This is a genomic window from Candidatus Villigracilis sp., from assembly GCF_057083605.1.
In genome coordinates this window covers 18599-37687 of the sequence record NZ_JBXMTI010000095.1, presented here as the reverse complement: position 1 = coordinate 37687, position 19089 = coordinate 18599, and the positions used below count along the sequence as shown (strand labels likewise).

18 protein-coding genes are annotated in these 19089 nt (G+C 49.5%); 14 read left to right on the top strand and 4 right to left on the bottom strand.

Going from position 1 to position 19089, the window contains the following annotated elements; all coding sequences use genetic code 11:
- Positions 1 to 8: 8 nt before the first annotated feature.
- From AC14M5_RS13835 to AC14M5_RS13820, 4 genes are all read left to right on the top strand, one after another.
- The gene (locus AC14M5_RS13835; RefSeq protein WP_484030263.1) at positions 9 to 779 is read left to right on the top strand and encodes an ABC transporter ATP-binding protein; all 771 of its coding nucleotides are present in this window, start codon (positions 9 to 11) and stop codon (positions 777 to 779) included.
- A 161-nt stretch (positions 780 to 940) separates the two neighbouring features.
- A complete protein-coding gene (locus AC14M5_RS13830; RefSeq protein ID WP_484030262.1) occupies positions 941 to 1645 on the top strand; it encodes an ABC transporter ATP-binding protein in 705 nt (234 codons plus the stop codon).
- Between the two features lies 1 nt (position 1646).
- Positions 1647 to 3194, top strand: coding sequence for a branched-chain amino acid ABC transporter permease (locus AC14M5_RS13825; protein WP_484030261.1), 1548 nt, complete (start codon positions 1647 to 1649; stop codon positions 3192 to 3194).
- A gap of 155 nt (positions 3195 to 3349) precedes the next feature.
- Entirely contained in the window at positions 3350 to 4405 is a 1056-nt protein-coding gene (locus AC14M5_RS13820; protein ID WP_484030260.1) for a branched-chain amino acid ABC transporter permease, read from the top strand.
- Positions 4406 to 4491: 86 nt separating this feature from the next.
- On the opposite strand, the gene AC14M5_RS13815 is transcribed toward AC14M5_RS13820, so the two are convergent.
- Complete coding sequence (locus AC14M5_RS13815; RefSeq protein ID WP_484030259.1) at positions 4492 to 5172, bottom strand: DUF4956 domain-containing protein; 681 nt, start codon at positions 5170 to 5172, stop codon at positions 4492 to 4494.
- A 133-nt stretch (positions 5173 to 5305) separates the two neighbouring features.
- On the bottom strand, positions 5306 to 6076 hold the full coding sequence (locus tag AC14M5_RS13810) for a VTC domain-containing protein (RefSeq protein ID WP_484030258.1): 771 nt from the start codon (positions 6074 to 6076) through the stop codon (positions 5306 to 5308).
- Positions 6077 to 6724: 648 nt separating this feature from the next.
- On the opposite strand from AC14M5_RS13810, the gene AC14M5_RS13805 reads away from it, so the two are divergent.
- The 8 genes from AC14M5_RS13805 to AC14M5_RS13770 all read left to right on the top strand — a co-directional run bounded on the left by AC14M5_RS13805 (position 6725) and on the right by AC14M5_RS13770 (position 15170).
- Positions 6725 to 8209 (top strand): efflux RND transporter periplasmic adaptor subunit, encoded by a 1485-nt coding sequence (locus AC14M5_RS13805; RefSeq protein WP_484030257.1) that lies wholly within the window; start codon positions 6725 to 6727, stop codon positions 8207 to 8209.
- Positions 8206 to 8955, top strand: coding sequence for an ABC transporter ATP-binding protein (locus AC14M5_RS13800; RefSeq protein ID WP_484030256.1), 750 nt, complete (start codon positions 8206 to 8208; stop codon positions 8953 to 8955). The genes AC14M5_RS13805 and AC14M5_RS13800 overlap by 4 nt, the downstream gene beginning before the upstream one ends.
- Complete coding sequence (locus AC14M5_RS13795) at positions 8942 to 10168, top strand: ABC transporter permease (RefSeq protein ID WP_484030255.1); 1227 nt, start codon at positions 8942 to 8944, stop codon at positions 10166 to 10168. The genes AC14M5_RS13800 and AC14M5_RS13795 overlap by 14 nt, the downstream gene beginning before the upstream one ends.
- A gap of 8 nt (positions 10169 to 10176) precedes the next feature.
- Complete coding sequence (locus AC14M5_RS13790; RefSeq protein ID WP_484030254.1) at positions 10177 to 10839, top strand: hypothetical protein; 663 nt, start codon at positions 10177 to 10179, stop codon at positions 10837 to 10839.
- A gap of 16 nt (positions 10840 to 10855) precedes the next feature.
- Complete coding sequence (locus tag AC14M5_RS13785) at positions 10856 to 12295, top strand: efflux RND transporter periplasmic adaptor subunit (RefSeq protein WP_484030253.1); 1440 nt, start codon at positions 10856 to 10858, stop codon at positions 12293 to 12295.
- A complete protein-coding gene (locus tag AC14M5_RS13780) occupies positions 12292 to 12948 on the top strand; it encodes an NBR1-Ig-like domain-containing protein (RefSeq protein ID WP_484030252.1) in 657 nt (218 codons plus the stop codon). The genes AC14M5_RS13785 and AC14M5_RS13780 overlap by 4 nt, the downstream gene beginning before the upstream one ends.
- 105 nt (positions 12949 to 13053) lie before the next feature.
- The gene (locus AC14M5_RS13775) at positions 13054 to 13731 is read left to right on the top strand and encodes a response regulator transcription factor (protein ID WP_484030251.1); all 678 of its coding nucleotides are present in this window, start codon (positions 13054 to 13056) and stop codon (positions 13729 to 13731) included.
- Entirely contained in the window at positions 13731 to 15170 is a 1440-nt protein-coding gene (locus tag AC14M5_RS13770; RefSeq protein ID WP_484030250.1) for a sensor histidine kinase, read from the top strand. The genes AC14M5_RS13775 and AC14M5_RS13770 overlap by 1 nt, the downstream gene beginning before the upstream one ends.
- A 49-nt stretch (positions 15171 to 15219) precedes the next feature.
- On the opposite strand, the gene AC14M5_RS13765 is transcribed toward AC14M5_RS13770, so the two are convergent.
- Positions 15220 to 16740, bottom strand: a complete 1521-nt coding sequence (locus tag AC14M5_RS13765; RefSeq protein ID WP_484030249.1) for a phytoene desaturase family protein — start codon at positions 16738 to 16740, stop codon at positions 15220 to 15222.
- Between the two features lie 120 nt (positions 16741 to 16860).
- Positions 16861 to 17799 carry a phytoene/squalene synthase family protein gene (locus AC14M5_RS13760; RefSeq protein WP_484030248.1) on the bottom strand — a complete coding sequence of 313 codons (939 nt, stop codon included), beginning with the start codon at positions 17797 to 17799 and terminating at the stop codon, positions 16861 to 16863.
- A 491-nt stretch (positions 17800 to 18290) separates the two neighbouring features.
- On the opposite strand from AC14M5_RS13760, the gene AC14M5_RS13755 reads away from it, so the two are divergent.
- Positions 18291 to 18434, top strand: coding sequence for a hypothetical protein (locus AC14M5_RS13755; protein ID WP_484030247.1), 144 nt, complete (start codon positions 18291 to 18293; stop codon positions 18432 to 18434).
- 109 nt (positions 18435 to 18543) lie between these two features.
- Positions 18544 to 19017 (top strand): SRPBCC family protein, encoded by a 474-nt coding sequence (locus tag AC14M5_RS13750; RefSeq protein WP_484030246.1) that lies wholly within the window; start codon positions 18544 to 18546, stop codon positions 19015 to 19017.
- The last annotated feature ends 72 nt before the right edge of the window (positions 19018 to 19089 follow it).

Genomic DNA, 19089 nt, shown 5'->3' with positions numbered 1-19089 from the left:
AAGGTGATATGACCACCGAAATTATCCTTGAAACGATCAATCTCCGCAAACAATTTAATGCGCTTGTCGCTGTGGATGATGTGAGTATCAAAGTCCGCAAGAACTCATTACACGCCATCATTGGCCCGAATGGCGCGGGCAAGACCACTTTTTTTAATTTACTCAGCGGCAACCTCGAACCCACCAGCGGAAAAGTCATCTACAAAGGACGGGACATCACGCATCAGCCTGTCCATCGTACGATCCATTTCGGTATCGGACGTTCCTTCCAGATCACAAATATCTTTCCCAATCTCACCGTTTTCGAAAATATTCGTCTCGCATCGCAGGCACTTGGAAGTGACAACTTCAAATTTTGGCAGGCTTCTTCGCATTTCAAGAAATATGAAGAGCGCACCTGGAATGTCATTGAAACAGTCGGCTTGAAGGAACGCGCCCAAACTTTTGCGCGTACCCTTCCACACGGCGACCAGCGCAAACTGGAACTCGGCATGATCCTTGCTCCCGACCCCGAAGTCCTTTTATTGGATGAACCCACCGCAGGCATGGCTTCTGAGCAAGTACCTGAATTGATCGCATTGATCCAGGGGATTCAAAAAGAAGGCAACAAAACCGTCATGCTCGTGGAGCACAACATGAACGTTGTCATGAGCGTATCAGATGCGATCACGGTTATGCATCAAGGCATGGTTCTGGCAGAAGGCACACCTGCTGAAATCGCCGCCAATAAAGAAGTTCAAACCGCTTACCTTGGCGGGTTGTATGAATTGAATGTGTAAGTGGACCTCGGTGGTTGAGTAGCCCTGAGCGATAGCGAAGGGCGTATCGAAACCACCATGTTTACAAGTTACTTTTTGTTTTCTAGTTACACAGTGGTTTCGATACGGCGGACGAACACCGCCTACTCAACCACCAGAGTATGACACTAACCTGAGGTCTCATGGAATACATCCTCGACGTACAAAACATCCACACCTTCATCGGTCAATATCACATTTTGCAGGGTGTAAATGTGCGCGTGCCCAAAGGCTCCATCACAGCCTTGCTGGGACGTAACGGCGCAGGCAAGACCACCACGCTCAAATCCATTATCGGGTTAACACCTCCGCGCGAAGGAAAAGTTATCTATGAAGGAAACGAAGTACAAGGTGTGCGTTCCTTCGACATTGCCAGCAAAGGCATCGGCTTTGTCCCTGAACACCGCGCCATCTTCCGTGACCTGACCGTGGAGGAAAATCTCAAGATCGCCGAGCGCGGCAAAGGTGGTTACCTCCGCAAGAAAGAATTTATCTTTAATTTATTCCCTGACCTTAAACGTCTCATCACATTGTCTGGCACAGCGCTATCAGGCGGGCAGCAGCAAATGCTCGCCATCGCCCGCGCTCTCGTTGCAGATAATCATCTGCTGTTGATCGATGAGCCCAGCGAAGGGCTTGCGCCTGTCATCATCGAAAACATGATGGCTGCAATCCGCGAGCTTTCAAAAGATTCCACCATTGTGCTTGTTGAACAAAACTTCCTGGTTGCGAGTCAACTCGCTGAATATTATGTCATCATCGAAGAAGGCCGCTCCGTGCAGGATGGCAAAATGAAAGACCTTGTCAACAACAAAGAAGCCATCCACAGCTATTTGGGAGCCGCGTAACATGAACACTTACTTCCGAAAAAACTTCGTACTCATTATTACGCTGGCCGTTATCACGATGCTCTTCATTGCCGCTGCGCAAGGCATGGAAAAAAAGGATTTCGTCATCACTCTCCTGCGCGGTCTTGCTGTCGGTTCTATCACTTTCCTTGTCGCTTCGGGTTTCTCACTTATCTTCGGCCTGCTGGATGTGCTCAACCTCGCGCACGGCACACTGTTCATGATCGGCGCATACATCGGCTGGACTGTCTTCGTCCGCCCTGACACCTTTGTGGATTTATTGACTCCGCTCGCGCTGGCGTTAAGTGGATTCGCTCTCGCAGATGTGTACCCGCTTCTCGCTACCCGAATCAGGCTCGGCTTAAGCATGAAGCGGATTCTCCCCTGGGTATTGATCCTCGTCTCCATCCTCATCTTTAGTTTTATCCTGCCCCGGTATCCCATCTCGATTTGGGATGTTGAAAATTATGGGCAAAGCCCCGTCACCTATTCATTCATGGCGGACGCAGGCACACGCCTCATTGCGCCAGTTGCGGCATTCACTGAAATCTCCGCACCGCTGGCGTTGATCGGATTATTACTTGCGAGCATCATCGGCGCATTTGGAATTTCGCTATTCAACAGCGCAACTCAACAACAATTCAAATTGAATTGGAAAAATTTTGTTGGCTTTGCCATTCTCTTGGTCATCGCATTGTTTGTATTTATCTTCAACGAATCACTCACCACCGCTTTGACTGGTCTCAGCTCAAACTGGCTTTTTGTCGTTGCAGTTTTGGTTGCCACAATAAGCGGCGCGGGCTTGGGTGCGTTGATCGAATCAACGTTGATCCGCCCGCTGTATATTCGCCCGATCTATCAACTCATGCTCACGCTCGGCATGAGTGCGGTGGGCATTGAAATCGTGCGCGCTGTTTGGGGGCGGCCTGAATTCGTAATGCCGAAACCCGCCTTCTTCAATGGCGATGGAGATTTGTGCCCTGCGACAAATTTTGCAGATTGGTGGGCAAATCATTGCTCGACAATTTTATTGCTGGATGGACGTGTGCGGGTTTATAACGAAATATTCATCCCGATCATTGGTCTGGTTGTGTTAATTTCTATTTGGATGTTGCTTCAACGGACGAGGCTTGGGATGGTCATCCGCGCGGGTGTGCAGGATCGTGAAATGGTCGAAGCCCTGGGAATCAATGTGCGCCGCGTCTTCACCATGGTCTTCGCCCTCGGCGTCGGACTCGCCGCCCTCGGCGGAATCCTCGCCGCGCCCTCCATGGGACTTTCCAACGCAATGGGCGAGAGTCTTTTCCTCAACGCGTTGATCGCTCTTGCCATCGGCGGCCTGACGAATTACCCAGGCGCTGCGCTTGGTTCTGTGTTGGTCGGTCTCATTCAACAGTTCATCATCAAGTATGGGCAGATCGGCATCGCCATTCCATTCACGGATATTATCTTCAAACCCACACCGCCGCTCGTGCCCGCTTCCACAGTTTTGTTGATGGTCATCATTTTGCTCATTCTCCCGAATGGCTTGCTCGGTAAAAAGGAATAATCGATGACGACAAACCAACAAAATAAATTTCGTCATTGCGAGGAGGGTGTTCTTCCCGACGAAGCAATCTCCCACAATGTTGGGGATTGCTTCGCTCCCTATCGGTCGTTCGCAATGACGATAAAATTTTTATGCTCGGCAAAAAGGAATAGTCCATGACCCAACGAACAAACTTCCGCTTGTCAGCATTCTTTTCATCCAATCGAGCATCTCTATATACACTCCTCGCGCTGATCCTTCTGCCATTCATCGTGGGCTTGATGGACGGTGAATCTCCATTGGCTGTGTTCGCTAACGAAAGTGGCAACTCAAAATTCGCGCAGGGACTCGCCATCGAGATATTCATCCTTGCCCTCTACGCATTAAGCTTTGACTTGATCTTCGGCATCACAGGCATGTTGTCTTTCGGTCATTCCATGTTCTTCGGCGTGGGTGCATATCTGACAGGTATATCCATCAAGACATTGGGATTGTCTCTTCCCGCTACGCTTGGGCTGGTCTTTATCGCAGCCATTGTGCAAGCCATTCTATTCGGGCTTGTCCTGCCGCGAGTCAAAGGCATCACTTTCGCGTTGGTCACACTTGGGCTTGGCTCGGTCTTCCATATTGTTGTCATGTCCAGCGAACTCGGCCCCTACACAGGCGCGGACGTGGGTCTGCAAGGCGTGATCGCACCTGCGTTTATCAGCCCCGCCAATGAACGCCTGCGCTTCTATTTTGTTGCCCTGACCATTTTGATTTTGGTTTACCTGCTTTATAGACGCTTTGTCGATTCCCCCACTGGACGTGTATGCGTAGCCATCCGCGAGAACGAGGGCCGCGCCCGTATGTTAGGCTACAACACTTTCTATTTCAAACTCACCGCGCTCACCCTCTCGTCACTGACTGCCGCGTTGGCTGGCTTCATGCACACCCTTTATCAGCCAATCGTCAGCCCGAATGTTGCCAGCCTCGGATTCACCGTCACAGCTTTGTTGATTATTTTCATCGGCGGGGTGGGGACACTCAACGGCGCATTGGTCGGCGCGGTAGTTTACCGCCTGCTTGATTTTGGTCTGCGCCGCTACATTGGCGAAAGCGCCAGCTTTATCAGCGGCGCGGTTTATGTACTCTTTGTGTTATTCATTCCTTTTGGCATTGTCGGCACCTGGAAGATGAAATCCTTTCAGATCAAACAAGGCTGGGAGCGATTACAGAAGTTATTCGGCTAATTTTTCAAGCAAAAATACATCCGCAGATTTCATCGATTGCGCAGATAAAAATCTGCATAATCTGTAAAATCTGCGGACTGTTTGCGCTACAAGTCTGTGCTGTTGTAGCCAGCGATCAATGTAACTTTGTTATTGCCATTGAGATTCTTGATCTCGGTCAGGAAGTTTTGGATCTGGTTCGATTTCTTCATGCCGATACTGTAAGTCAACTCGGTCAACATGCCGCTGTGGACAGAGTCCACGCTGATAAGCTCGGATGAGGATGTGTATGTGACGAAAGGTCTGTCAAAAAGAGAGTCAAAAGCTGCGCCATTGGGAACTTGTACGCGCAGAATCTGATTTGCCATTTCGCGCGTGTACCAGTTGAAGCGGGTCATGAGCAGCATGATCAAACTAATGACGATTGCCGCGACCACTGCCAACAAATAGAACTTGGTGCCAACGGCCATGCCGATTGCCATTGTGAAGAAGATGAAGCCCACGTCACGTGTCTCTTTGACTGCGTTACGGAAGCGGATGATGGACAGCGCGCCCACAAGTGAGAATGCGCGGGCTATGTTCGAACCAACGATCATCATGACCAATGCCACGACCATGCCGTTCATCACGAGCGTAATCACAAAACTTTGCGTGTACGACGAACCGCGGTGCGTGATATTGTAGATCCAGCCGATGAACGCGCTTAATACAAAGCTGAGCACCATCATGATGACAATATCGAGTACTGAAAACTCGGCGGTCAGGTCTTGAAAATTGAAAATGTCCATGTATAACTCCTTGAAAATTTTGTGTATTAAAGGCTTTGTCATTCTGAGCGTAGCGAAGAATCTCGTACTTGAGTTAGAGACCCCTCACCGCACTGGCGCGCGGCGCAAGTGTCGCTGCGCTCAGGGTGACATACTAGGCAACAGAAAGTGCATATCTTGAAAATGTGGTCGACATGTTTTGTGCCAGTTCGATGCTGCGGCAATACTTGCTGACGCGGATCAATGACAGGTTGTGCGCAGCGACAAGTTCGGTCAGCCAGTAGGGGGTGCGCTCATTGACTTTGATCTCCATCACAACGCTATCCACTGGGAACATGGGCAGGCTGATCGGGTCCTCGTGCAGAAGCAATTGCCGGGTTTGGAAGTTGAGCGAGGTATCGAAGGTCACGCGTAAGCCGATGTCATAATCCGTTCCTATAAATGCCTGTCGTTCGTAACGCACAATGCTGGCGGGGCGCAAGTTATACTGCCAAAGGAAGGCATAGATCTCTTCGATGACTGGCTTGTCATCAGCCGCGTAACAATCTGGGAATTGACGGTCATTGCACAGGGTCAACACATCGCGATAGGGCAGGATAACGCGGCGTTTTTGAGTGACACGATCCAGCCGTTGCTTGATCTCCACGAAGACGGGCGTGTCCTCTGTCAGCGGCGCTTCAGTTTCATAGCGACGGATGCGCAATTTGCGGCGGAATTTGATCCCGTCCACTTTTCCCCAATAACAGCGGGAGTCAGGCGAGTCGTAGTACAGAGTGGTGAGGGCGTAACGTCCATTGCCGTGCTCGTCGTCGAGCAGATAAGCGCGCAGGGCGGTCTTGAAACGTTCTGCTTCCCTGAGAGAGATCAGATATTTCAATTCAAAGCGGTTGAAATACCGGATGATATGACTGAGATGGTTCGACATGAATTTCCTTTTTGTTTGTCCGTCGTCATTCTATAAAACAAAGCTGTGAATAGACCAAGAAAAGATTGTGAAATTGCTGAGAAAAAACGAATTCCCAAATTAGGAAAGCGTTGATGTAATGATATTGCCGATACACACGCGGGTTGGGAAAGAACAAAAAGCCCAAAAACCTGCATTTAATCGAAGTGCATTGTGATGTTTTACTAAACATGACATGCCCTTAAGTCAATCCATTAAGACGATAAACAAAAAGTGTCCCGCATAGTGAATACGCAGGACACTCGACTTTCTTACGGAACTTCGTTTACGTTACAAAATCTGCCTCCTTTCAGGGATCGAAACATTGAAGCAAGTAGGACCGCTAGACACTCCTTTCTTCAACCAGCCTGGTTGAAGGTTAGTATAGGGACTTGACCTGAGAATTTGCCAAAAAAGCCATGAACACCTGCTAAGAATTTCCTGTGAACTTCTATCGTTTTTTACGATTTCGCCGCTTCATACAGATTTTTCGCGGAATAGAATGTTCGCTGAAATTGAAGACGTATCTAACGCTCATAAATTTCACAAGATTTTCACAGGATTTTCACAGGCTTGTTTTTTATATTTATGGGGAAATAACTGATCTCATTATTTGAATATAGGGAATCTATGTCCACATCAACCAAACCTAGTGAAATGCCTGGCAAAGCACGAAAAATCCCCCTTATTTCCAAATTATCCAAACTGCCTAAAAAAGGGATATGGATCGCCGTCATCGTTGTTCTCGTTCTGGCGGCAGGCGGCGGTGGATACATCTACTACCAAAGCACACAAACTGTCAGTGAAAGCGGCAGCGAAAATGCCCTGCAAACGGCAACCACTACCCGCGGCGATCTGGTAATTTACGCCAGTGGCACAGGGACTCTCGTCTCTGAGAATGAAACTGATCTTGCGTTTAGCACAGCGGGCGAGGTGACCCAAGTCCTCGTTAAGGTCGGCGACAAAGTGGAAGCAGGTACCCTGTTGGCACAGGTCGATGATATCGATGCGCAAGCAGCATATCTTGAGGCAAATCGCACCTATCTCGAACTGACCTCTCCATATGCCATTGCCACCACCCTGCAAACCCTTGCGGACGCCACGCTGGATGTATCCGATGCTTGGAATACGCTGGCTTATATCATCAGCCCGGAAGCGTTGCGAGCGGAAGAAAAACTTGCCGAAGCTGAGTCAACCGTGGTGGAGGCTGAAGCGAAGGTCAAAGAGTCGCCGTCTGATGCAGAAGCGAAAAAGGCGTTAGAGAATGCCAAGTCTGATCTGGAAATTGCTCAGAAAAACTTGAAAGATGCGCAATGGCGATACGAAAATTATTACCTGCCGAAATATTTTTCAGATGGCAAGGACTTGAACAAGCCTTCCGAAGGCGAGGTCCTTGAGGCGCGGGCCAATCTGGAATTAGCCAAAGCCACCTTACAGGAAGCCAATTATTTGTATGCCGCGTTGACCGGCAGCGAGGTGCCGGAAAATGCGACAGGCAGCGACTTGGCTGAACTGGAACAAGCCCGATTGGACATGGAAGCAGCGCAAGCTGACCTGGACGGAACCCACCTCGTGGCTCCGATCTCGGGCTCGATCATGTCCATTGACATTTCTGTCGGTAACAGTGTGAGCGGCGGCACATCGGTCGTGACGATAGCCGATTTGAGCCAGCCGTATCTCGAAGTGTATTTGGATGAGTCGGACTGGTCGAGCGTTGTGGCGGGGTATGAGACCGAGGTGATCTTCGATATTCTGCCGGACAAAACCTACAGCGGCGTGGTGACGCAGGTTGACCCCGGTTTGTATTCCTCCAACAATACGTCGGTGGTGCGCGCTCTGGTGCAGTTGACCGAGATTGACACGGAAGATTTCAAACTTCCACTTGGCACTACCGCCTCCGTGGATGTCATCAGCGGGCGGGCAGAAAATGCAGTATTGATCCCCATTGAAGCCTTGCACAAGGCAGGTGATCAGTATGCAGTCTTTGTGATGGAAAACGGCAAGCCCCGCCTGCGCGTAGTAGAGATTGGCATCCAGGACTTGTTATATGCCGAGGTCATTTCTGGTATTGAACCAGGCGAGACCGTCACAACTGGTATTGTGGAGACACAATGAGCCCAGCACATATCATCATTAAGACAGTGGATATCACCAAGGTTTATGGCATGGGCGATATTCAGGTGGCGGCTTTGAATGGAGTCAACATTGAGATCTACCAGGGTGAGTTTGTTGCCATTATGGGTCCATCCGGTTCGGGCAAAAGCACACTCATGCACATCCTCGGTTGTCTTTCTCAGCCAACATCGGGGCAGTACTTCCTCGACGGTGAGGATGTGAGTCAACTTGACAAAGTGCAATTAGCCTCTGTCCGCAACCAGAAGATCGGTTTTATCTTTCAAGCCTATAACTTGCTGGCGCGAACTACTGCATTACAAAATGTAATGCTGCCTTTCCTGTACAACCGCGTCAACCCAAAGACGAAAGAAGAAAGTTTGGATAAAGCGCGTACCATGCTTGAGTTGGTTGGCTTAGGCCCACGCATGAATCACCAGCCGCATGAACTCTCCGGCGGTCAGCAGCAACGAGTGGCAATTGCACGCGCTCTTATCAATGACCCGGTGATGGTCATCGCCGATGAGCCGACCGGCAACCTCGATACCCGTTCCGGCACGGAGATCATGAACCTGCTTCATCAATTGCATGAGCAGGGCACAACCATCGTGATGGTGACTCATGATCCCAAAGTCGCAGTACACACTCAACGGACGATCAATCTGGTGGATGGCCAGGTGGATACCATCACGCACAACGGAACCCATCAGGCTGAAGTGACAGAGGAGGTACAACATGAAACTCGCTGAGGCCCTGACCATTGCGTGGGAGGCGATCCTCAAGAATAAAGTCCGCTCGCTGTTGACCATGCTGGGCATCATCATCGGTGTGGCAGCGGTCATCATCATGGTTGCCATCAGCGCCGGGACGGAGGCCTCCATTCAGGAACAGATCACCAGCCTCGGCTCGAACCTGGTCTTTGTTCAAAGCGCTTTGTTGCGCGGTGGACCTGGACAGCCGCCACAAGGCGGATTGGTCTATGACGATGCCGCCGCCATCGAAACCGGCGTGACGGGCGTTACAGCTGTGGTGGTGGAACAAAACTCCAGCGAGACTGTCAAATACGACGACGTGACCTTGGACGATGTGGAAATTCTTGGAACTACGGTCGGCTTTCCATCTGTCCGCGATATGGAGATTTCGGACGGGCGTTATTTCACTGATCAGGAGATCGAACGCAAGGGCAAAGTGGTTGTGCTTGGTTATAGCTTGGCACAGGAACTTTTCGGTGAGTCGACCCCGGTTGGGCAGTACATCAAGATTGGAAATACCAAACTGGCAGTCATCGGCGTTTTCAAAGAAAAAGGGTTGGTGGGCAGTACCGATTTTGACTCGCGCGTTTATCTGCCGATCAGCGTGGTCTTTCAAAAGTTCACACCGTCCATGTTCGCCCGCATTATGGGCGACAGCGTCCGCATGGTTTACGTGGAGGTTGACCCGGATGCAAACCTTGACAACATCATCACACAGATCGAATTGTTGTTGGCAAAGCGGCACGATGTGACTCTCGATTCTGCTGACTTTAGCGTCACCACCCAGCAAGATGTCATCTCCACACAGGAATCCACGACGGCGGCATTTCGTTCGCTGCTGGCATGGGTCGCTGGCGTATCGCTTATCGTGGGCGGTATTGGCATCATGAACATCATGCTGGTCAGCGTCACCGAACGGACGCGCGAGATCGGCATCCGTCAATCCATAGGTGCGACTCCTAACGACATCCGCCTGCAGTTTCTTACCGAGGCACTTCTACTTAGCATCATCGGTGGCTTGATCGGTGTACTGGTGGGTGTGGGCGGTGGGTACATCTTCGGCGCACTCAGTGACATGCGGACTGTGGTCTCGGTCAGTTCCATTTTGCTCGCGTTCGGCTCGTCTGCCATCGTTGGCGCGTTCTTTGGGTATTACCCTGCCAATGAAGCCTCGAAACTCGATCCCATCGAAGCCCTGCGCTACGAATAAAGGATATTATGAAAAAGACTCCCTTTTTAACATTGATTTTGCTTGCCTTCATCCTGTCGGCTTGCGGCATCTCGCAATCAAATACGCCCGGCACACAGAATACATCCGGTTCAGGTGAATTACCGGAAGTCACTAAACTTGTGATCGGCACGCTCAACCTCAAGGATACGGAGAATTCCGTCACCCTTGAACAGGCGAAAGAATTGCTGCCGCTCTGGCAGGTGTATCTCTCCCTGCTTACAAGCGACACTGCCGCACAGGAGGAGATCGACGCGCTGGCGGAACAGATCGGCGAGACAATGACTCCCGAACAGACTCAAGCCATCGAAGCCATGCAACTCTCACAGGAAGATATGCTCACTGTGATGCAGGCGAACGGGCTTGGCATGGGTGGGAATCGCCCGCAAGGGAACAACAATTCAAGTAACAATGGCGGTTTTTCTCCTCCGGGCGGCGAAGGCTTTACACCGCCTGATGGTGATGGATTCACACCGCCCGATGAAGGCGGAATATCTGGCGGTCAGTTTCCAGGCGGCGATGTACCCAGTGGAACCCAGGGCGGAGATCAAATACCGGCAGGGCTACCCGCTCAAAGCATGGGCGGAGGCGGAGTCCCTACTCCTTTAATTCAAGCGGTGATCGACTATCTTCAAGAAATTGCAGACTCCTGATCAGAAATTAAATCGGATGAATGTAAAGACCTGGTTATCCAAAATCCCTGGTAGAGCCTGGGCGGGTATCGTGCTGATTGTGATCGCAATTGCGGTCATAAGCGGATATTCCGTTTACGCCTCACAAAAAGAGGCTGCCTCGGAAGAATCCAGCCTGGAAACCGCCACCATAACTCGCGGCGAGTTGACCCTCTCCGCGAGCGGAACAGGTGTGCTCTCGGTTAAAGATGAAGAAGGACTCGCCTTCACAGTGAGTGGTACAGTGCTCAACGTATATGTCCAACCAGGTGATACGGTTCAGGCCGGCGACCTAATGGCGGAAATTGACCCGGTAGAGGCGCAGGCAGACTATGAAACAGCCAGGCGCACCTATATGGAATTGACCTCTCCTGCCGCAGTCGCTTCTGCACTGGATGCGCTTGCACAAGCACAAAAAAATTACAGTGATGCTCGTTATGTTCTTGAATATCTTGTCAGCCCGGATGTGCTGTATTGGGAGGAGAAGATCGTCGAGGCACAAAAAGCACTTGAAACCGCACAAGCCCAATTGAATGCCAACCCAAACGATACGCAAGCTCAAACGGAAGTGGAAACAACCACGGCATATTTACAAGATGCAGCTGTTTCGTTGAATGAGGCTCGTAATGATTATTACAACGAATATGTCTTTGAGAATTTTGTAAAGCGCACCAAAGATGGCAGTTATCTTACCATTCCAACTGAAGAAGATATTCAGATCACCCGCCTCGCCATTGACGATGCGCAAGTTGCTCTTGAAGATGCCAAAGCTGTATATGACGCCATGGTCAGCGGTGAGATTCCCGAAGGCACCGGCGTCCCAAGCCTATTGGAAATCCAAGCTGCAAAACGCGCCCTCGATGATGCGCAAGAAAAACTGGATGGAACAAAGATTCTCACGCCCATCAAGGGCATGGTATTAACGGTGAATATTGCGGTTGGCGATGAAATCGACACAAGCGCGGTCATTACCGTGGCAGATATTTCACACGCTTACCTGGAACTGTATATGGATGAATCCGATTGGGATAAAACTGTGATAGGTCACCCGGTTGAAGTCACATTCGATGCACTGCCCGATATGGTCTTCACCGGCACGATTGCCAGTGTGGATAGCGAACTCTACACCAGCGGCACGTCCACGGCTGTGCATGGCACGGTGGACTTGGATTCTTCCATCAGCGAGATCAACCTGCCCATCGGCGCATCCGCTTCGGTGGAAGTCATCAGCTTGGATGCAAAGAATATTCTCCTCGTCCCGCTTGAGGCGTTGCACCAAACTGATAATGGCTACGCCGTTTTCCTCGTTACAGAAAGTGGGTTGACCTTTCAATATATCGAGATTGGCGCACAGAATGAACTGTATGCGGAAGTGAAGACCGGTTTGAACGAAGGCGATACCGTTGCGCTTGGCATCGACATGGAAAATAACCCATGAAAAGCAAATTCATCACACTTTTTATCCTTGCCATTTTGCTAAGCGCGTGCGGACAGGCAACCACAGAAATTGCGGACTCGGCAAGTGGATACAGCCTGGAGATCGATGCACAAATCGCACAGGCACTGACATCTGCGGTTACTCCAACGAAGGAGACATTGCCCACTGTTGCAGCCACATTCACGCCGAGAGCGACTCTTACTCCCACACAAACGCCTCTCCCTACCCTGCCAACTCCAGCCAAAATGTATGCTACACCGTTGCCGTATCTTACCAACGTCGCCGGTTATTCCGATTGTGATAACTCCAAGTATCTCAAAGACATCACGATTAAAGATGGTACCGTCCTGATGCCGGGCGAACCTTTCAAAAAGATATGGCGGCTCAAAAATACTGGCACATGTGCCTGGCGCTCCGGATACAGCCTGATCTTTGTCAGCGGTTACGATATGGACGGCGAAACGACCATCATCAATCAATACGTCGCGCCGGGAGACGAAGCTAAGATCAGCGTCAGCCTGATCGCCCCGGATGTGGAAGGTACTTACGTAGGGTACTGGATCCTCACCAACCGCGAAAATGAAGTGTTCGGACAAACCATCTATGTACAGATTGTTGTTTCGGAAGATGAGACGGAAGAAGAGGATGAGTAATCCATGAATAATCCAAGACATTTGACTTTCAAATTTTCTTCACAGCATTTTCACAGCAAACTTATTTATAGTTGGCTATGATAAGATGAAGAAAAGTGAGATCGTATGCCTGCCATACTTGTCGTTGATGACGACCCCAAACTTCTAAAAATGCTCCAGCGCACACTGACCTATGAATACCTCGAGGTTTTCACTGCCACCAATGGACTGGAAGCCCTGCCGCTTGTACAAACACACAGGCCCGATCTTATCATCGTCGATTGGATGATGCCCAAGATGGACGGGGTTTCTTTCATACAGCGCCTGCGTGATGAAGACGACAAGACCATGATCCTGATGCTCACAGCCCGCGACGCCATTGAGAACCGCGTAGAGGGATTAGAAAGCGGTGCGGATGATTATCTCGTTAAACCTTTTGCGCCTGCCGAGTTGGTCGCGCGCGTCCATGCCATGTTGCGGCGTGTGGAGGCCAAGCCTGAGAATCAAAAAGTATTATATGCCGATGTCACCCTCGACCCTTCCACCCGTGAAGCGAAGCGCGGCGGCATGGACCTCAACCTCACCGTGACTGAATTCAATCTACTGCATCTGCTGCTCCGACATCCGCGTCAGGTGCTTGAACGCCGTCAGATCCTCAATGATGTGTGGGGCTATGATTTCGGCGGCGACGACAACGTGCTTGAGGTTTACGTCGGCTATCTGCGAAAAAAACTCGAAGCCGATGGCAGTTCACGACTTATTCAAACCGTGCGTGGTATCGGCTACGTATTGCGTGAGGATTGATGTCAATACGACTTCGTTTTACTTTACTTTATACATTTATTCTTACGCTGACTTTGACCGTCTTTGGGGTTGCCCTTTACACCATTCAGGCCCAATCCACCATCTCCTCCCTCGAACGTGACTTGACCGTTGGCGCCAATCGTCTGGCGAACGCCACTCTGAATACGGATTTCCCCAACTTTCGCCCCGCCCCGCCCCCCGATGGGCAAGATCGTTTCCCCGTTTCCTTCGATGAATTCTCCAATGCACAGGAATTCCAGTCCTTCCCCGAACGTGAAATCGCCCGCGTACTCGACCCGCTAGGGAATCTAGTTGCCAGTCCCTTCGGGAGAGAAGGGGATGCGCTTCCTTTAAGCGAAGAAGGCTTACAGGCTTTGCAATCCCAAGAAGACTGGTGGGAGAAGGATACTGTCTCCGGTGAAAAGATGTTGATCTATAGTCGCCCCGTTATCGTGGATCATGAAGTGGTTTACATCGTACAAGTCGCCCGTCCGCTAACAGAACGGGATCGCACCCTTCAATCCCTTGCCACAACATTATTAATTGCTGGCTTGCTTACCGTACTGGTTGCATTTGGAATAGGCTGGGGTTTTTCGGGCATCACATTTAAGCCGATCCACCGCATCACACAGACCGCGCAAACCATTGGTGATGAACGCGATTTCACACGCCGCGTCAATTACACAGGCCCGCAGGATGAAGTGGGACAACTGGCGAATACATTTAATTCTATGTTGTCACGCTTGCAGGATGCCTTCCAAAAAGTGGAGCATTCCCTTGAGATGCAAAGAGATTTTGTGGCAGATGTCTCTCACGAATTACGAACTCCATTAACCACCCTGCGCGGAAATTTAGGTCTCCTGCGCCGCACCCCGCCCACACCGCCCGAAGAACAAGCTGACATCTTAAGTGACATGGTGGACGAAAGTGATCGCCTCATTCGACTCGTCAACGACTTGCTCCTGCTCGCTCGTGCAGATGCAGGCCGCAGCCTGGTCAAAGAACCGTTCGATGCATCCGCCGTGTTGGAAGAGACCTGTCGTCAGGCGCATCAACTTGATCCGCAGCGACAAATCAATCTCAATGTTCCTACAGGTCTCATTATTTTAGGAGATCGTGATGCGTTCAAACAAGTGGCATTGATCTTGTTGGATAACGCCCTCAAGCATTCAACAGGAAATATTAATATGACCGCGCAATTAAGGGATAATCAAGTTGAAGTCCGCGTGCAGGATTTTGGTGAAGGCATTCCTCCAGGAAAAATGGAACACGTCTTTGATCGTTTTTATCGCGGCGATGATACATCCACCATCCCAGGCTTCGGACTGGGATTGCCAATTGCCAGGACACTTGTTGAAGCGCAAGGCGGAGAGATCATATTGGAAAGTGAATTGGGCAAGGGCAGTACTATGGTTTTACATTTTCATTCCGCAACATGATGGGCATATATCAAATATGCGGGAAGATTGCCTTCGAGCGCAAGAACTTTCATGATTGAGTTTGGAAATCATCCAGAATTCGCTGAGCGGATAAACGCCCAGAGACCATGGCGGTGGGCATCCCTGTGCCAGGATGCGTGCTTGCGCCTGTAAAATACAAATTGTGATAGCGGGGATGTTTATTGCTGGGACGGAAATAACCAAGTTGAGTCAAATTATGGCACAGCCCGTGTGTGGAACCTTTCATCAGGTTATAACGTTTGCGCCACGACAATGGCGTGAAGGTAGTCTCAAATTTAATATGCGACTCCAGGTCAGTGATTCCCAAAGTGGCTAATCGGCGAAAGACTTGTCTTCGAGCTTCATCGCGTAGTTCACCCCAATCTTGTCCACAGGACTGCTTCGCTTGCTCCCTATTCTCGTTCATGTGGCCAACAGGCACAATCGCAATCAGTGTATCTTGTCCGGGCGGAGCCATGGCTGGGTCGAGCCGTGTCGGGGCGTGGATATAAAGACAGGGGTTGTCGGGCAGGCCCAGGTCATGAATGATGCTCTCAAAGTTTTCGCGATAGTTATCTGCAAGGAATAGCGTGTGTGGGGTAAGTGTTTCATAAGTCTTATCCAACCCCCAGAAGAAACTGATAACAGAACACGAAAAACGTTTGCAAGTTAATGATTCAGCGAGATTATTATCGGGCAATAGATCTTTATACACATAAGGCAGATCGGCATTCGCTAGGACTGCGTCTGCTTCAAGCTTCTGACCACCCACAATGATGCCGTGGGCATGAGTTGTATTTACATCAATTTTTTCAACAGTTGAGTCAAAAATAAATTCAACACCCGCCTCGCGTGCCAAGTCCATGAGCGCCTCCACAATGCTGTACATGCCGCCGCGCGGATAATAGACACCGTGCGCTAATTCGGTGTAAGGCATCATCGAAAAAGTAGCGGGCGCTTCAAACGGACTCAGTCCCATGTACACATCTTGAAACGTGAAAGCCGCCTTGAGACGTGGGTCATCAAAATAATTTGACATATTGCGATAGTGATTCACAAGCGGTTTCAGTTGATAAACAAGGGGAATATTTTCAGGCGCAAAAAATTCAGAGGCCTTGCGGAAATCACGATTGACAAGTTTCTGAATGCCAAGATGATAGTGACGATGGCCTTCATCCATGTAGCGCAGAAGACCTTGAAAACTTCGGTGTTCAAAAGTTTCAAGCTGCTCCTGCATAGATTTCATGTCCGATGTAAGCGCGAGTTGGCTGCCATCATCGAAAACGAGATGATAGGTTGGGTCAACACGTTGAAGGTCAAGTTTTTCATACATGGATGTTCCCAACGCACGAAACTCTGCTTCATATAAAAGCGGCATTACAAGCAATGTTGGACCCGTATCAAAATGATGACCCTCGCGGCTGATGCGGTCACAGCGCCCGCCTGCACGCGAATTTTTCTCGACGACAGTTACTTTGATTCCACGCTGGGCAAGATGAGTTGCGGCAACAATCCCACCGATACCCGCGCCGATCACAATCACAGATTTTGATTTCATATTTGTTGTCATGCCTATATCAAAATGAACCGCGAAGCCCGCTAAGGTCGCCAAGAAAACTTTTTTAATTCTTCACGCTCTTTGCGCTTTTCGCAGTAAAAACGACGGTTTGTCGGTAGAGAAATTTCATAACTATCTCGATGAACGCTGACGCACTGGCACGGGTTTGAACGCGGGCTGAGTTTCAGGATGAACAAATAATGACGCGAGTATTGATCCACTTGCCCGCAGGATTGCGCCTAATCCTTTGCGCTCTGGATAAGCGGCGCGCAAGAGATATTCATCCCGCTCAATTGCATCAAGCACACATTCAAAGCGAGCGGTGTATGCAAGGCCAGCCAACCTGCAGCGCGGGCTTTCAACTTGATTCAAATATTCCCTGCCTGCCCTAAAATATGTTCGCGCCAACTGCACTCTACTTCGCACCCACGCACGATATGCATCCTTTCCCACATCCTGCGGCGTGATGTGATTCGCGTCCAGCACCTCGCGTGGAATATTAAAGTATCCACCCTCAATGTCGTCAAACGTATCGCGCAGCATGTGTGTGATATGTGCAGCAGTCACCGCCAGATGACGTGCTTCATTCTGCGGCGAATAACAACCATGCCCGATGAAATAATGCATGGCTTCTGTCACCGCGCTTGCGAGTAAACGCGTGTACTCATTCAATTCATTTTGAGAGATCAACCTGCCGCGGCGTTCGGCATCGAAAGCCATTACCGCCATCATGTTACGCAGATAAGACTGCAAACCACTATTCCTCTCCGTATCGCTTCGGATCAACTCAATCAACATTTGCTCTTCGATGGTTGCATCACGGGCAGACTCTCCCCGATAACCATTCTCCAAAAGTGATTTTTGCCGATCCACAAAAGCGCCTCTTTCCTGGCTGGAAACTGCTTCAGTGTCGAGAGCATCGTCCACCCAACGGAAATAGGCGTAGGCAAGGTAGGCATCTGTAATTCTTTCGCGGTCGGCCAGCAAACGGATCGTGTAATATGTCTGCTTGCTGGCGGCTTTGGTAATGGAGGGAGCGAGTCCCGGATATAGGTATGTAGTGTTCATCATCACTATTTACGCATCAAAACGTTTATGGTTTTCTTTTTCGCTGCGAAGATTCGGATTTAAAAATATTCTAGCACCTCCCCATTCGACTGGAACCAAATGGTGACATCTTGCAGTGCACAGAGGACAAAGTTCCTGTCACTGCAAAATAAACGATTCGCAAATAGGCGGTCAAGAGATATCATCTGCAATGTGGATATATGTATCGGGGAGACAAGGCAATTTTGTGGCAAGCAGGTCAAGGTGAGGAACGGAACGGATTAAAGCGTCATATCACAACAAGATCGTTATAAGAAATGAATGGTTAATAAGACTCTTTAGGCTTTTTATTGCCACATATTTTGACCGAATAGTGTGTTATAGTAATACAGGCGTTACATAAACAGTTTGTTTATCATTTTGGGGGAAACGGAGGGTGTTCCATAGGGAACATCCATTAATACCCAAGCCCATTTGTTCGGAATTGGACCGATTAGCAGTTAGGAAAAAATATCATGAATAAGAGAGAGATCGTGCAAGCCCTCATGGATTCCATTCAGAAGGGTGATCTCGAGAATGCAAAATCCATGCTTGCGGATGATTTTCAATTCAACAGGTCTGTTCCTGAACTGATCTCAAGAATACCTAGCTCAAAATGAGTGAGTTTGAATCCTGCTTCCCAGACTTGAATTATCAATTCAAAAAGTATGCGTAGTGAGAAGCGGGGCTTCACATAATGGGTTGTGCAAGCTGTAAGGAAAGAGTTGAATGATTAATTTGAATATAAGTACGATGATTTACAGGCCTGTCAAACAGGTTTTCGATTTTGTGAGTACCCCCGAAAACGATTTCCAATGGCAGTATGGGACATTGGCGTCTAATAGACTTTCTGAAGATGTCGGTGCCACGGGCTCATTTTTTCGAAGTGTTGGTCATTTAATGGGGCGCAGGATCCTAAGCACCTTTGAAGTAACCGAATACGAACCGAACAGGAAATATGGCTACAAATCCCTCTCAGGACCCTTGAACTCTCATACTATCTATGGCTTCGAAATGGCGGATGGCAGTACAAAGATCGATGTATCAACACAGGCCAATATAGAGAATTTATCGCAACTGCATGAGAGCATTCTCGAAAAAAAGATGAAAAAACAACTCAAGGAAAACCTGGCGCTGCTCAAGGACATTATGGAAGCAAAGCGAGCACTGCCAATTTACGAGACAAGTTCGATGCCTGTATAAATTATGAATTAGCTTGTTTTTTAGAATTGGAAGAAATGTTATTTTGGAAATCAATTAATCAAGAAGTTTCTT

Excerpts from the sequence above, each read along its gene's own strand:
- AC14M5_RS13835 (WP_484030263.1), top strand. The coding sequence starts at position 9 with ATGACCACCGAAATTATCCTTGAAACGATCAATCTCCGCAAACAATTT.
- AC14M5_RS13830 (WP_484030262.1), top strand. The coding sequence starts at position 941 with ATGGAATACATCCTCGACGTACAAAACATCCACACCTTCATCGGTCAA.
- AC14M5_RS13825 (WP_484030261.1), top strand. The coding sequence starts at position 1,647 with ATGAACACTTACTTCCGAAAAAACTTCGTACTCATTATTACGCTGGCC.
- AC14M5_RS13820 (WP_484030260.1), top strand. The coding sequence starts at position 3,350 with ATGACCCAACGAACAAACTTCCGCTTGTCAGCATTCTTTTCATCCAAT.
- AC14M5_RS13815 (WP_484030259.1), bottom strand. The coding sequence starts at position 5,172 with ATGGACATTTTCAATTTTCAAGACCTGACCGCCGAGTTTTCAGTACTC.
- AC14M5_RS13810 (WP_484030258.1), bottom strand. The coding sequence starts at position 6,076 with ATGTCGAACCATCTCAGTCATATCATCCGGTATTTCAACCGCTTTGAA.
- AC14M5_RS13805 (WP_484030257.1), top strand. The coding sequence starts at position 6,725 with ATGTCCACATCAACCAAACCTAGTGAAATGCCTGGCAAAGCACGAAAA.
- AC14M5_RS13800 (WP_484030256.1), top strand. The coding sequence starts at position 8,206 with ATGAGCCCAGCACATATCATCATTAAGACAGTGGATATCACCAAGGTT.
- AC14M5_RS13795 (WP_484030255.1), top strand. The coding sequence starts at position 8,942 with ATGAAACTCGCTGAGGCCCTGACCATTGCGTGGGAGGCGATCCTCAAG.
- AC14M5_RS13790 (WP_484030254.1), top strand. The coding sequence starts at position 10,177 with ATGAAAAAGACTCCCTTTTTAACATTGATTTTGCTTGCCTTCATCCTG.
- AC14M5_RS13785 (WP_484030253.1), top strand. The coding sequence starts at position 10,856 with ATGAATGTAAAGACCTGGTTATCCAAAATCCCTGGTAGAGCCTGGGCG.
- AC14M5_RS13780 (WP_484030252.1), top strand. The coding sequence starts at position 12,292 with ATGAAAAGCAAATTCATCACACTTTTTATCCTTGCCATTTTGCTAAGC.
- AC14M5_RS13775 (WP_484030251.1), top strand. The coding sequence starts at position 13,054 with ATGCCTGCCATACTTGTCGTTGATGACGACCCCAAACTTCTAAAAATG.
- AC14M5_RS13770 (WP_484030250.1), top strand. The coding sequence starts at position 13,731 with ATGTCAATACGACTTCGTTTTACTTTACTTTATACATTTATTCTTACG.
- AC14M5_RS13765 (WP_484030249.1), bottom strand. The coding sequence starts at position 16,740 with ATGACAACAAATATGAAATCAAAATCTGTGATTGTGATCGGCGCGGGT.
- AC14M5_RS13760 (WP_484030248.1), bottom strand. The coding sequence starts at position 17,799 with ATGATGAACACTACATACCTATATCCGGGACTCGCTCCCTCCATTACC.
- AC14M5_RS13755 (WP_484030247.1), top strand. The coding sequence starts at position 18,291 with ATGAATAAGAGAGAGATCGTGCAAGCCCTCATGGATTCCATTCAGAAG.
- AC14M5_RS13750 (WP_484030246.1), top strand. The coding sequence starts at position 18,544 with ATGATTAATTTGAATATAAGTACGATGATTTACAGGCCTGTCAAACAG.